Annotated in this window: 10 protein-coding genes and 1 tRNA gene; 5 read left to right on the top strand and 6 right to left on the bottom strand. The window is 44.2% G+C overall.

Annotated features, from left to right (window positions below):
* The first annotated feature begins 19 nt into the window (after nt 1–19).
* Together R7F64_RS10040 and R7F64_RS10035 are read left to right on the top strand one after the other, a co-directional pair.
* A complete protein-coding gene (locus tag R7F64_RS10040; protein ID WP_005374169.1) occupies nt 20–1264 on the top strand; it encodes an NADH:ubiquinone reductase (Na(+)-transporting) subunit B in 1245 nt (414 codons plus the stop codon).
* 298 nt (nt 1265–1562) lie between these two features.
* Nucleotides 1563–2963, top strand: coding sequence for a tryptophanase (locus R7F64_RS10035; protein ID WP_042523396.1), 1401 nt, complete (start codon nt 1563–1565; stop codon nt 2961–2963).
* Between the two features lie 78 nt (nt 2964–3041).
* On the opposite strand, the gene R7F64_RS10030 is transcribed toward R7F64_RS10035, so the two are convergent.
* Both R7F64_RS10030 and R7F64_RS10025 read right to left on the bottom strand, forming a co-directional pair.
* The gene (locus tag R7F64_RS10030) at nt 3042–3653 is read right to left on the bottom strand and encodes a DUF2913 family protein (protein ID WP_005384170.1); all 612 of its coding nucleotides are present in this window, start codon (nt 3651–3653) and stop codon (nt 3042–3044) included.
* 32 nt (nt 3654–3685) lie between these two features.
* A tRNA-Leu gene (locus R7F64_RS10025) sits at nt 3686–3769 on the bottom strand.
* Nucleotides 3770–4330: 561 nt separating this feature from the next.
* On the opposite strand from R7F64_RS10025, the gene R7F64_RS10020 reads away from it, so the two are divergent.
* A complete protein-coding gene (locus R7F64_RS10020; RefSeq protein ID WP_017635515.1) occupies nt 4331–5539 on the top strand; it encodes a NupC/NupG family nucleoside CNT transporter in 1209 nt (402 codons plus the stop codon).
* 54 nt (nt 5540–5593) lie between these two features.
* On the opposite strand, the gene R7F64_RS10015 is transcribed toward R7F64_RS10020, so the two are convergent.
* Both R7F64_RS10015 and R7F64_RS10010 read right to left on the bottom strand, forming a co-directional pair.
* Nucleotides 5594–6682 carry a DUF3541 domain-containing protein gene (locus R7F64_RS10015; protein ID WP_085569244.1) on the bottom strand — a complete coding sequence of 363 codons (1089 nt, stop codon included), beginning with the start codon at nt 6680–6682 and terminating at the stop codon, nt 5594–5596.
* A 69-nt stretch (nt 6683–6751) separates the two neighbouring features.
* On the bottom strand, nt 6752–7357 hold the full coding sequence (locus R7F64_RS10010) for an alpha-ketoglutarate-dependent dioxygenase AlkB family protein (RefSeq protein ID WP_005374161.1): 606 nt from the start codon (nt 7355–7357) through the stop codon (nt 6752–6754).
* A 132-nt stretch (nt 7358–7489) separates the two neighbouring features.
* Here R7F64_RS10010 and R7F64_RS10005 point away from each other — a divergent pair, with 132 nt between their 5' ends.
* A complete protein-coding gene (locus R7F64_RS10005; RefSeq protein ID WP_021035911.1) occupies nt 7490–8845 on the top strand; it encodes a diguanylate cyclase in 1356 nt (451 codons plus the stop codon).
* A gap of 387 nt (nt 8846–9232) precedes the next feature.
* Here R7F64_RS10005 and R7F64_RS10000 read toward each other — a convergent pair whose 3' ends face one another.
* Nucleotides 9233–10789: a DUF3612 domain-containing protein gene (locus R7F64_RS10000; protein WP_005384164.1), complete on the bottom strand. Its 1557-nt coding sequence runs from the start codon at nt 10787–10789 to the stop codon at nt 9233–9235.
* A 174-nt stretch (nt 10790–10963) separates the two neighbouring features.
* On the opposite strand from R7F64_RS10000, the gene R7F64_RS09995 reads away from it, so the two are divergent.
* Nucleotides 10964–11542, top strand: a complete 579-nt coding sequence (locus tag R7F64_RS09995) for a malate synthase (protein ID WP_005374156.1) — start codon at nt 10964–10966, stop codon at nt 11540–11542.
* A gap of 90 nt (nt 11543–11632) precedes the next feature.
* Here the strand turns inward: R7F64_RS09995 and R7F64_RS09990 are convergent, their stop codons facing one another.
* On the bottom strand, nt 11633–12646 hold the full coding sequence (locus R7F64_RS09990) for a GGDEF domain-containing protein (protein ID WP_005374150.1): 1014 nt from the start codon (nt 12644–12646) through the stop codon (nt 11633–11635).
* Nucleotides 12647–12794 lie beyond the last annotated feature (148 nt).

Below are 12794 nucleotides of genomic sequence, written 5' to 3'. Positions count from 1 at the left end.
TAGATAAAGGAGGAGCGTTATGAGCCTTAAACATTACTTTGAGAAAGCGACACCTAAGTTTGGTCCAGGTGGGAAGTATCACAAGTTCTACCCACTTTTCGAAGCTGTCGAAACCATTTTTTACACGCCTGGTAAGGTAAACCAGGGCATGACTCACGTTCGAGATAGCATCGATTTAAAACGTATTATGATCATGGTGTGGCTGGCGGTCTTCCCAGCCATGTTCTGGGGTATGTACAACATAGGCCAGCAAGCGAGTGATGCCTTGTTGTATGGAATGGATCAAGCCTCAGCTCAGCAAGCGCTTGTTTCTTCATGGCAACTGAGTTGGGTATGGGGCTCGTTAGATGCGGTTTCACAAGCGGGGTGGGGAAGTAAAATGTGGCTTGGTGCTACTTACTTTCTCCCGGTTTATGCGACGGTGTTTATCGTTGGTGGTTTCTGGGAAGTTCTGTTTGCTATTGTGCGAAAGCATGAGGTAAATGAAGGTTTTTTTGTCAGCTCTATACTCTTTGCGCTGATCCTTCCCCCGACAATTCCACTATGGCAAGCGGCTTTAGGTATCACTTTCGGTATTGTTGTGGCGAAGGAGATTTTTGGTGGTACTGGACGAAACTTCCTAAATCCAGCTTTAGCAGGGCGAGCGTTCTTATACTTTGCCTATCCTGCCAACATGTCCGGTGGTGCTGTGTGGGTCGCGGCTGATGGTTACTCTGGCGCTACTCCACTTAGTCAATGGTATGAAGGCGGGCAAAGTGCTTTGATAAATAATATGACAGGACAAACAATTTCATGGGGAGATGCTTTTGTTGGTAATTTACCAGGCTCGATGGGTGAAGTCTCCACGTTGTTGATCGCACTAACAGGCTTGGTTCTCATCTTTATGAAGATTGCATCGTGGAGAATTGTTGCGGGCGTGTTGGTCGGTTTAATCGGAGCTTCATTACTATTGAATGCGATCGGTTCAGACTCTAACCCCATGTTCTCCATGCCGTTCTACTGGCACTTCGTGATTGGTGGGGTTGCGTTTGGTACCTTCTTTATGGCGACAGACCCTGTCTCGGCAGCTTTTACCAATAACGGGAAATGGGCATACGGACTATTAATCGGCGTGATGACGATTTTTATCCGAGTGCTGAACCCGGCTTATCCAGAAGGCATCATGTTAGCGATTCTATTTGCTAACTTATTCGCGCCACTTTTCGATTACCTAGTCAAAGAAAGTAATATCAAACGCAGAATGAAAAGGGCGAGACCTTCTTAAAATGAGGGTGACCTCACTGAAAATTGATTGAAAACTGCACTATATTGAAAAGGTCAGAGACATGGGGTTTCTGACTTTTTATTTTTATCAGGAGGACGAAGACGATGAGAATAAAGGATATTCTCGATAGCCGTTTGGTGCTGTCGTTCTGGTATAACCTAGACTACTGCTTGTCTCTTCTTAGTAAAATCTCTTCTCGTTGATTTCCTCAATGCAATCGCATTGAAAAGCATTCTATCTATTTGTTTTTTAGTCTTACGTGAAACTGCGTAGGGCAATGCGTATAAGGAAATTAACAATGAAACGTATTCCAGAACCTTTCCGTATCAAAATGGTTGAGCCAATCAAAATGACGACTTTGGCAGACCGTGAAGTCGCGTTAAAAGAAGCGGGCTATAATCCATTTCTTCTTCGTAGTGATGATGTTTATATCGATTTGCTGACTGACTCAGGCACTGGTGCCATGAGTGATAATCAGTGGGCTGGCATCATGATGGGGGATGAATCCTATGCGGGGAGTCGAAATTACTACAACCTGTGTGATGCAGTGGAGTACTTCTTCGGTTATAAGCTCACCGTGCCTGCACACCAAGGGCGTGGTGCCGAGCAAATTTTGTTCCCCGCTTTGATTGAGCGTATGCGTCAGGTGCGTGGTGGCGAAACGCCAGTATTTATCTCGAACTACCATTTTGATACCACAGCGGGTCACATTGAACTCAATGGCGGTAAAGCGATTAACGTGGTAACGGAAGAAGCATTCGACACCACTACGCCTTATGATTGGAAGGGCAATTTTGATATCGATAAGCTGGTGGCAACAATTGAAGCGCACGGTTCGCATAACATCTGTGCAATTATCACCACGATTACTTGTAATAGCTCCGGTGGTCAGCCTGTGTCGATGGAAAACATGCGCAGTGTGTACGAGATTGCAACCAAGTACGATATTCCAGTGGTGATTGACTCGGCTCGTTACTGTGAGAACGCCTACTTTATCAAGCAGCGTGAAGGGGGTTACGAGAATAAATCGATTCTGGAAATCATCCGTGAGATGTACCAGTACGGTGATATGCTCACCATGTCAGCTAAGAAAGACCCGATGGTAAACATTGGTGGCATGTGTTGTATTCGTGATCATAAGGAGTTGTTCCAGGCGGTGCAGACGCGCTGCGTACCCATGGAAGGATTTGTAACATACGGCGGCATGGCTGGGCGTGATATGGAAGCGCTCGCTCGCGGTTTGTATGAAGCCGCGGATGAGGATTTTCTTCACTATAGAATTAGCCAAGTTCAATACTTAGGTGAGCGCTTACGTGAAGGCGGTATTCCGATTCAATACCCAACGGGTGGTCATGCGGTGTTTGTGGATGCCGCTAAGATTTTGCCACATATTCCAGCGGATCAGTTTCCTGCGCAGGTATTGTGTAATGCTTTGTACTTGGAAGCGGGTATTCGAGCAGTAGAGATAGGATCGTTGCTGCTTGGTAGAGATCCGGAAACGGGTAAACAAAAAGTGTCAGAGCTTGAGTTGATGCGTTTGACCATTCCACGTCGTGTCTACACAAACGATCATATGGATTACATTGCGGATGCGATTATCGAACTGAAAAATCGTGCACATGAGTTAAAAGGGCTCACTTTCGAGTACGAGCCACCAGTGCTGCGCCACTTTACTGCTCGATTTAAAGAGATCGATTAACTCAAGTTTAAATCTAGATAAGCAAAAGGCCGCGAGTTTCGCGGCCTTTTTCGATTCGTTTATTTCTTAGCGTTACAGTTACGCTAACTCTAATGTGATGCGAACGAACTGGTCGTCTTGATACTGCACTTCATAATTGAAGGTACCACTGGCGTAAATGCTGCCAAGGAAAAGTGAGCGTTGACTCATTGGTCCGCGGAACAGCATCGAAATAGGAGCGATTAGGGCGTTATTATCATCGAAGTGCTGATTTAAGTTCTCAGAAAGCACACACAGCAAACAGCCGTGTTGGTCGTGAGATAAGTCGACGTCTTCCGGTCGCGATAATAACACGGTAGTCCCCAGTTTCTTCTCAATCTCGTTGATCAGCAGCAAGTAGCTATCTAGATCGGGTTGAGGATTTCTGGGTTTGTCTGCACCGACGCAGCGCTCGAGTAATTCTTCCAGATTTCCGTTCTCACCTTTTGCCTGCTGAGTCAAAGACTTTAACGGCTTTTTAATCAGCTTATAGCGATTACTCTTCAGTTTTGGTTTCAGCCATTTCTGAAGTAAGTCATTACGTTCTTTAAGGGAGAGGCCATGCGAGGACGCGTGAATTTTAAAGTGCAGGTGTAATAAAGCGTGAACCGCAAGCTCACTCAGAAGTTGATTAGCATCTGTAGACTGTCTTGCCTGCTTAGAACTTTGCATTACACTCGAACAAAATTAGGGAAGAAGGATAATGGTGCCGAGAGAGGGACTCGAACCCTCACACCAAAGGCACTAGCACCTCATGCTAGCGTGTCTACCAATTTCACCATCTCGGCATCATGATGCTCTGAATACTCAGAGGCCTCGAAAGAAGCAACGCGAATTGTATAACCAAAATCCACCTGTTGGCGAGAGCAAAATGACGAATTTTGGCTCTTTCGAGTTTGATTGCATATTTATTGGTCACTTTTATGTTTTTTACCATCAACGCCTATCCTTATGCCCTTACTTTTATTAATAGTATGACGACAAAAGAGTACTTTTGCCTAAATTTTGAACGCTTGAACGTTTGCGTAAATAAATGTGATGAATATCTCTTTTTGTTGGCTATACTTGCGTCCCGTTTAAGCGGGAATTAGGGTTTAGTTGTTCAGGACCCTTACCCATACAAGCCGTCACATGGAGCAGGCCAAGCAACATGCTCGCCAGCAGTGAATGACCCCACGGACCGGACCAGCTACGTTCAATTGCTTGTATAAGGTAAAAATAAGATGTCGAACTATTCGTTCTGTCTACATTCTGGATCTAAAAGTGAGTTATCACTCGCTGCGTTGTCCCTTTCTTCTGCCAATTCCTTTGGCTCTTTTTTCTTTTTCAACGTTTAGTAGGTCCAGCTCATGAGTGTTCTATTTAGTCTATTTGGTATTGTTGCACTGCTAGGTTGTGCTTTCCTACTTTCTGAGGGTCGTTCTTCCATTAATTGGAAAACTGTATCTCGCGCCTTGATGCTACAAATGGGGTTTGCTGCGTTAGTGCTCTATTTCCCGTTGGGTCAAGCGGCGCTGGCGAGTTTAAGTAATGGTGTCGCGGGGCTACTCAGCTTTGCTGATGAAGGGATTAAATTCCTCTTTGGTGACCTCGCTTCTTCTGGCTTTATCTTCGCTATCCGTGTCCTTCCTATCATCATCTTCTTCAGTGCTCTTATCTCCGCCCTTTACTATTTGGGCATTATGCAAAAAGTGATTCAATTTATTGGCGGCGCTATCCAGAAGTTCTTGGGTACGAGTAAAGCAGAGTCTTTGGTTGCAACAGGGAACATTTTCTTATCTCAAGGCGAGTCACCACTTCTTATTCGTCCATTTCTTTCTAACATGACTCGCTCTGAACTGTTTGCCGTGATGGCTGGTGGTATGGCTTCAGTGGCGGGCAGTGTGCTTGGTGGTTATGCTGGTTTGGGTGTCGACCTCAAATACTTGATCGCGGCAAGCTTTATGGCAGCACCAGGTAGTTTGATGATGGCAAAAATCATCGTTCCTGAGCGTCAAACGCCAAGCGATTACAACAATATTGAGCTAGATAAATCAGAAGAAAGCAACGTAATTGATGCGCTAGCAAGCGGTGCCATGGGCGGTATGAAAGTTGCCGTTGCTGTTGGTACCATGCTTATCGCTTTCGTGAGTGTTATCGCGATGGTGAACACGGGGCTAGAAAACTTGGGTGAGATACTTGGTTTCTCTGGCGTAACGCTACAAGCGATTTTTGGTTATTTGTTTGCACCTCTAGCGTGGTTGATTGGTGTGCCAAGCCACGAAATTCTAGCTGCGGGTTCATACATTGGTCAGAAAGTGGTGATGAATGAGTTTGTTGCGTTTATCGATTTTGTGCAGCACAAAGCGACACTGTCTGAGCATACTCAAATTATTATCACTTTTGCGTTGTGTGGTTTTGCGAACATTGGCTCAATTGCGATTCAGTTGGGTTCTATCGGCGTGATGGCACCTGAGCGCCGCAAAGATGTTGCAAGTCTAGGCCTAAAAGCGGTTGCTGCTGGTACACTCGCTAACCTGATGAGTGCTTGCTTAGCGGGCATTTTTATCTCTCTCTAATTTAGATTGAAGATCCACACTCAAAACCCGCCTAAATGGCGGGTTTTGTTATTTCTAAGGCTTGGGCATTAAGCCGTAAGGTATCGATTTAAAAGCCTCTGGGTGCTCTTGATAAGTTGGCGCTTTATGTACCCCTTTCCAATCGAGCAGCATGATGGCTAGCACGTTACGGTGTTCGCCGTACTTGAGATCAAAGTTACCGTCGACCGACGGAATCATCCCTTTTTCTGCGTTGATTGCATGACGAATGGCTTGGCGGGTCTTCTTTACGACCGGATCATGGTCCAAGCCTGCTAACAAAAACGAAATGCCGACTTCCGCAATCACGTCTTCTTTGGCGCGCAGTAGGATAGTGTCGATGTTGTTGCGAAAGTAATCATAAATCCATTGGTGTTTCTTCTCGCTTACTCGCTCCTGATAATACTGTGAATCGGCAAAGATGATGTGCGTCATACCATAGAGTTTGTTCCAATACTGCTGAGCTGAAAGCATCTTATCTTTATCGTCGGGGTAGGTGTCACGGAAGGTTTGAGTGAATTCCTCGACCACATCTTGCTCTCCTAACTGACGAAGCCAGTAGACTTGGTTTGCAAGCTGAGCTGCCCATGCTTCTATCATCTCTTTGTCCGTAACGTAACGCGAGAAATCGTAGCGCCTAATAATTTTTCTCAGCGTTTTGTCTTGTTTATGCTTTAGGCCGTATTCGTTTGCTCTTGCCATTGCGCCAAGCAAATCCACACCAAGATAAAGGTACTCAGGATGGTGTTTAGTCACGGTATAGCGTCGCTGCCCTCGTTCGGTTTCTTTCTCTTGATACGTGGTCAGCCTTTGAGATGAATAGAGAATGATGTCTTCTGGTTCAACAACTTCATTAGCAAATTGGTTTAACCGGCTGGCTACTTGTGCCATGTCGGTCCAAATGGCAGCGTGATATTTCTCATCTAATGTTTGGCGGTACATGCGTAAGCCAAAATGGCCCTCTTTAAACGCCGGGAGAGTGAACAGTTCTTGTTCGTAGGTACTACGAATCAACTGCGCTGATTGAGTATTATCGAGAAGCGGTACGTCTTCCTGTGATGCCTGAGCAGCAAAGGTAAGTGAGCAAGAGAGTAAGACCGCTAAGCTAAGAGGTTTAATACGCATAAATCCATTCCCTATGAAGTCCTGAACCTAAACCTACCATCAATATTAATTGAGAATGTAAAAGCTGAGTCAATAGTTGAAAATTTGCCTAAAAGTCAGGTTGATACGTTCATCTTTGGTTTTCGCGGTTTTTGGTACGCAGTGCTTCCAGTGATGCTGAAGCTCGCCAGCCATAATCAGTAAGGAGCCGTGAGAAAGCTCATATTCAATCTCAGTTTTACAATGTAAATTTCTAAGCAAAAATCGACGTGTTTCACCTAAGTTCAAAGATGCGATAACAGGGTTTCTACCTAACTCTGGTTCATTATCTTGGTGCCAGCCCATTGAGTCTTGACCGTGTCGATATAAGTTAGCGAGAACAGAATTAAAAGTGACATCAGCAACTGATTCACAACGCACTTTCAGCTGAGTTAACTCAGGAGTCCAAGGGTGAGGCTGCATGGTTAAGCCTGAGTAAGTATATGCTGCATCACCGTGCCACGCTTGTAAGCGAGGTTGAAGTACTGACTTGCCGAACATAGTAATGTGTTCTTGGTGCCATGGCAGTGTCTTTCGAAGTTGGTCAAAGTAATTATCCGCCTCAAGATGGCTAAGAAAATGAGGATCATAATAAAGTTTTCCTCTTTCTACTTCTTGCCATAGATCGCCGCCAAATAAATCGCCTTGTTGATGCATCATCTCACACCTAAAACATAAAAGTTGTCAATCACTGTTACCTTTCTGATTATGATTGGTTATTCTTGTGATAATAATAATTTTAACAATAAATAAAAAATCTCGTAGTTGTATACGAGTTGTGGGGAGAAAATGCGTTATTTACCCAGAAAGCGATGCTATTTTGCATTGTTCTTCCTCACCTTTTTCGCTTTGTGTATTGGGGTTATCGAGCTGTTAAATCGAAACCAGCAAGAGCTTCACAAAGAGCGAGTTCAAGTTGAGGCCAAAGAACAACTTTCCATTCTCCGTTCCAATTTGGAAGCGGTACTTATGGCGGATATCTACAAAGCCAGTACTTTAGCGACACTCATTACGTTACTTCCTAAAAATCAAGAAGAAGAATTGAGTATTGCCGCTCACCGAATCCTAAATAAAAGTAAACATATTACAATCATCGGTATCGCAAAAAATGATGTAATTAGTCATGTATTTCCACGCCAAGGTAATGAGCGCCTAATCGGCCTTGATTACCGCGCAGTGCCACAGCAGTGGGTACAGGTGCAAAAAGCCAAGGATGTACAAGAAATTTTCATCGCAGGGCCCGTTACATTGATCCAAGGTGGCCGAGGTTTGATCGTGCGTGTGCCTGTTTTTCTTGATCCTCCAATGAATCAGGACTACTGGGGAGTGATCAGTGCGGTGATTGATTTCGATGCTCTGATGAGAGAAACCGGCGTAATTGATTTCTCGTATCGTTACCCTTTAATGATCCGTGGTTACGATAGCGGTGGCTCATTTGGTGATGCTTTCTTTGGCGCGCAAAGTGTAAATAGCATGGTATATGCAAAAGAGATGGTTCATTTTCCTTATGGTGGGTGGAGTATGGTGGTTTTCTCTGGAGGCAAAGCTGATCGCCAAATCTCTTGGCATCAGTTGCATTTAGCTAGAGTAATCGGCTATCCCATTATATTCGCACTTAGCCTCGCGCTGTTCGCCATTTATCGACTGTATACCATTGCAGATGACAGAGCTTTACACGATGAACTCACGAATTTACCAAACCGTCGCTATTTTATGAAGTTTTACAAGCAGCAGTTCGAAATAGCGAAACGTTATAAAAAGCGTTATAGCTTCGCCTTAATTAATATTGACCTAGATAGGTTTAAACACATTAACGACACCTATGGTCACGACGCAGGTGACAAAGTTTTAATCGCTACGGCTGAAAGGGTAAAAAGCTCTCTGCGTAAATCAGACATCGTGGCCAGAATGGGCGGTGATGAGTTCTTAGTTGTAGTTCATCACCCAGGAACGGAAGAAAATGTTCAGTCCCTTCTACAAAAACTTCGATTAGCGCTATGCTCGACGCCCGTCATTTACGATGAAACGCTTATCTATTTGAAAGCCAGTATTGGGTACGCGATATTTGACCCGAAAATGTCATCTCCTGAGCAAATGATGAAAATAGCCGATGAGAGAATGTATCAACAAAAGCATGGCGGATGAGCCTGAACCCAGTTTCAATAAGGGGTTAGAGGAATGGTAAAGTTGGGAGCCCGAAATCTCATCATCATTGAGGTGCAAGAATATGTGACTTCATATGTTCACAGACACTTTGCTGAGAGAGTCGTTATTAGCAGTGCATTAAGTGGCATATTTGCATAATGTTGCATTTTGCAAATGCAGTTTGCGAAATTAATGGTTAATAAAGCAACGATATGCATCTGGATCTATTAAAAAACGGCTTTTTTAAAGTTGGCACGCATCGTGCTTTACTTAGAGTGACCCTTATTAAGCCGAGGGTCACCTAGCCAACTGACGTTGTTAGTGAATACAAATTGTTCACAAGTATATACCGCCAATCACGTTTATTGTGATTGGCGTTTTTTCTTTCTAAAGCCCGATGATATTCACATCGTTGCCCGTCTCATCAGCTTCTCCGCACTTGCTGTAACAACTAGGTTGTCTTGGACAAACCGCACCTCTGGAGCAGATCAACCTTGCTTGGGTTTGAATCCCGCGCTCTATCCAGTTGATGTTTAATATCTTAGCGATAGTCGTTAAGTCTTTTTTGATGTGGGGAGGAATAACACTACTTCCGCCGGAAGCGACACAAAGGGACTTAAGTTCTTCCGCTATGGAAACGGCATCGCCACCTTGTGCAGAAATGGCAGGGTTAAGATCAATACCGGCACATAGCACCCGATTATTCCCCGCAGGATCAAATACGTTGACCGATTCGCAGCAGTAGATACGTGGCTCGTCACCAACATTTAAAATCGAAATTTGCGCTGAACTTGTATCCAAAGGCTGGGAAAGGCGTCGGAATACCGCCCAGTGCTGGCAAGGGTCGTTCACTTTGCGCATGTTGCCCCAAGGCAATGGAATACCATTTCCGCGATACACGGCTTTTAACTTGCCAGGGCCATAGGCATCAAAATAGTGCCAATGAGGGTAAGGCGAGACCACCGTCATGCGACGCATTGCAACAGAAGGAGAAACTCCCGCCTTTTTGTGAACATCAATCTCGTAACCAGAACGGTCAAGCAACTGACGAAAGGGTACTTTGGGGCAGAGTAGGGCACCGGCAAAGAAGCTGGACTCAAAATCACGCCAAGCTTGCAGGATATCTTGCGAATTGAGTTCAGAGTTAGACACAGGGCTGTCCATTTGCTCCCAATTGTTTTGATGCCCGATAGATAAAACGTTATTCATTGCATCGCTGCTATGGAGCACTCGATGGCCGATATATACCGCCAAGTCATACTTCAATCGGGTTGGATAGTCACGCATTCGTTTATTGAGATAAATAGTCCCAGGTGGCTCCATGAAAGACGTAATCAACTGTTTGGCGCTGACGCCCAGTTCATCAATCACATCTTGTGGCGCTCGATCTACCCAGCGGATATCCAATCCCATACTCTTTGCAATGTCTACGAGATCTTCTACAGATAGATTCAACCGCTTCAAGCCGACCTCTTCGGCGGCGCGCTCTAAATCAGGAAAATGGTTTTGATGGTTCTCTTGGTGCGCACGGATCAGCAAGTGAGCAAATTGACGACCTGTGATCCCGGTTTGAGACAGCATTTCTGGTATCGCGATTTGAAGAATATCATTGGAAAACAGGAAGCTCGGCTCCAACGCCATGCCACTAATCCCGCCACGATTTCCTTTGTTGGGTGTGATGGCTTCTAATTCGGGTTCATCATCTAAAAACCACGCCGGATCTTTTTGAAAAACTTCCGCGATCACTTCGAGCATATCGATACTCGGTACGCGTTTTCCGCGCTCAATCATCGAAAGGTAAGAAACCGAAGGAGCGTACTCTGGATTAATTCTTACACAACGGGCAGACAAATCTTCCATCGTTAAATGGTTGTTTTTTCTTAGGTTGCGAATTTTCGTACCAAGAAAATGAGACTGACGAATAAGGCTTTTTGACACAGACATTTTGTAAAATTCACATTGTAAAATTTTTGTTGTGAAATTGTAGTCAATATTTCGCTAGTCTACATAATGAGCAGGCAAGGAAATTAACCATCCACTTCACAGAATTGCCTGAAACTTAAATAAAGGATTTAAGTTTTTACTCTAGGACGAGTTTTTAAGTGCGAGGATATGACGATGAATATGCTGAACTTCGATAAAAAAGAGATGCAACAACAACAACGCCCATTTATCGCTGAAGCCGTATTTGCCGTCGAAGCGGTAAGTGCTGAGCAGCAGAGTGAGAAACAAGTAAAAGCGAAGCAACTGCTTGACCGCATGTTCCCATTGGAGAACGGGTCGCACCAAGATGTATCAAGTTACGTGATTGATTACCGCCATGTTTTGGCTTATTTCAAAGACGGTACACACAGCGGCCTGAAAAGCCCAAAACACTTCGTGGCGTACACTGGTGAAAAGGAAGATCCAAAATCGATTTTGTTTAAAGATGATTCGGGCAATCATGTAGAAGTGCTGTTTGGCTGTCATAAAGGCACTGGTTGCGTGGAATTAGTGGACATTGATGATATTCAATTGGAAACTCGCACGACGTTTCATCCTGAACTAACTGGCAATGCACCAACCGCGATGCGCCATTGGATAAGTCTAATCAAAGGCGACAAAAAAGGTAAGCCGATGGCATGCAGTGAAGATAAAGAATATACCGCAAAAAATGGTGACGACTACATTCTAAGTTACTGTTACAGCGTCGATTAAGATAGTCATGATTGGATACAAAACCCCCGCACTTTACAGCGCGGGGTTTTCTTTTTCATCATAAAAGTCGTTTTCGCTTAGCCAGTTTATTTAAATTGGCATCACGCGGTTACGACCGAGTTGTTTTGCTTCATAAAGCTGTTTATCGGCTTTATTGATTAAGGCTTCAGGCGTATCACCCGGCTCAAACTCTGCTACCCCAAAAGAAGCGGTAATGCTGTGAACTTGTGTGCCTGAGCGCTTATCTCTGATACGCAGTTTTTCTATCATGCGGCGTAGTGTGTCTGCATATTGGCGAGCAATTCGCAGAGATTTGTTAGGTACAATTAACGCGAATTCTTCACCACCAAAACGGTACGCACATATCCCATCTCGACAGCTTTGTTGTAGCCGGCGGGCAATGGCTTTTAATACTGTATCGCCAAAAAGGTGCCCGTAATTATCGTTAAATGATTTGAAATGATCGATATCAAGCATGATTAAGGTCATTGCCTGATTTGATGCAATAAGTGAAGAGAGATCTTTGTCAAATGCTCGGCGGTTGTATAGGTTTGACAAACCATCGAACAACGCATCTTGCTGTACTTCAGCCAATTGGTTTTTGAGGCGAGAAATTTCTTCACTCGCGTTAGTCAATTGGCTATTCAAAAACTTTGTTGAGTGACGAATTTCGTGTGACTCTGCGACAAGTTGACGAATCACCACCATCACTTCTTCAATGCTTAGGCTATTGTCCTCAACTTTTTCCAGTTTATTAAAGCTTTTGTCTACCATCTCAGAAAAGGAGGAAGTATCTGAAATCGTATCGCTCATTGAACTGGATACTTCATGTAGCAGAACTTCTACATTGGTTCTAAGATCTTCAAGGCTGGTTTCTGCTTTGCTGGCCACATAGTTGTTGTAAAGCTGCTTATTGGTTGCTGGCGGGCAAATACCGTAGTTTTCTAACACCGTGTCTAACTCAAAGTTGAGTTCTGGAATGGTCTTGTCAACGTAGGTATACCAAAGCGCGTAGTTGGCTGGCGTGGCAGCAACATGGTTTTTGATCATCAGTGGGACCGCTTTTTTTAAATTAGCGGTTGATTTCTTAAACTCGTCGGTCATTTCTGCGATGGTACTAGCAAAATGGGATTGGGCTTAGATTAACGGATATTAACTAATGTCGCTTTAATTTTTATCACTTTTGCATGGTTTATATAGAAAATGAGTGATTAAGATCGTGATCAATACCGTTGGATTCAAATTTTATAAA

Source organism: Vibrio sp. Vb1980, assembly GCF_033338615.1.
GTDB lineage: Bacteria > Pseudomonadota > Gammaproteobacteria > Enterobacterales > Vibrionaceae > Vibrio > Vibrio alginolyticus.
The sequence above is the reverse complement of the archived record's forward strand: the minus strand, read 5'-3'. Positions and strand labels throughout refer to the sequence as shown.

Excerpts from the sequence above, each read along its gene's own strand:
- R7F64_RS10040 (WP_005374169.1), top strand. The coding sequence starts at position 20 with ATGAGCCTTAAACATTACTTTGAGAAAGCGACACCTAAGTTTGGTCCA.
- R7F64_RS10035 (WP_042523396.1), top strand. The coding sequence starts at position 1,563 with ATGAAACGTATTCCAGAACCTTTCCGTATCAAAATGGTTGAGCCAATC.
- R7F64_RS10030 (WP_005384170.1), bottom strand. The coding sequence starts at position 3,653 with ATGCAAAGTTCTAAGCAGGCAAGACAGTCTACAGATGCTAATCAACTT.
- R7F64_RS10020 (WP_017635515.1), top strand. The coding sequence starts at position 4,331 with ATGAGTGTTCTATTTAGTCTATTTGGTATTGTTGCACTGCTAGGTTGT.
- R7F64_RS10015 (WP_085569244.1), bottom strand. The coding sequence starts at position 6,682 with ATGCGTATTAAACCTCTTAGCTTAGCGGTCTTACTCTCTTGCTCACTT.
- R7F64_RS10010 (WP_005374161.1), bottom strand. The coding sequence starts at position 7,357 with ATGCATCAACAAGGCGATTTATTTGGCGGCGATCTATGGCAAGAAGTA.
- R7F64_RS10005 (WP_021035911.1), top strand. The coding sequence starts at position 7,490 with ATGCGTTATTTACCCAGAAAGCGATGCTATTTTGCATTGTTCTTCCTC.
- R7F64_RS10000 (WP_005384164.1), bottom strand. The coding sequence starts at position 10,789 with ATGTCTGTGTCAAAAAGCCTTATTCGTCAGTCTCATTTTCTTGGTACG.
- R7F64_RS09995 (WP_005374156.1), top strand. The coding sequence starts at position 10,964 with ATGAATATGCTGAACTTCGATAAAAAAGAGATGCAACAACAACAACGC.
- R7F64_RS09990 (WP_005374150.1), bottom strand. The coding sequence starts at position 12,646 with ATGACCGACGAGTTTAAGAAATCAACCGCTAATTTAAAAAAAGCGGTC.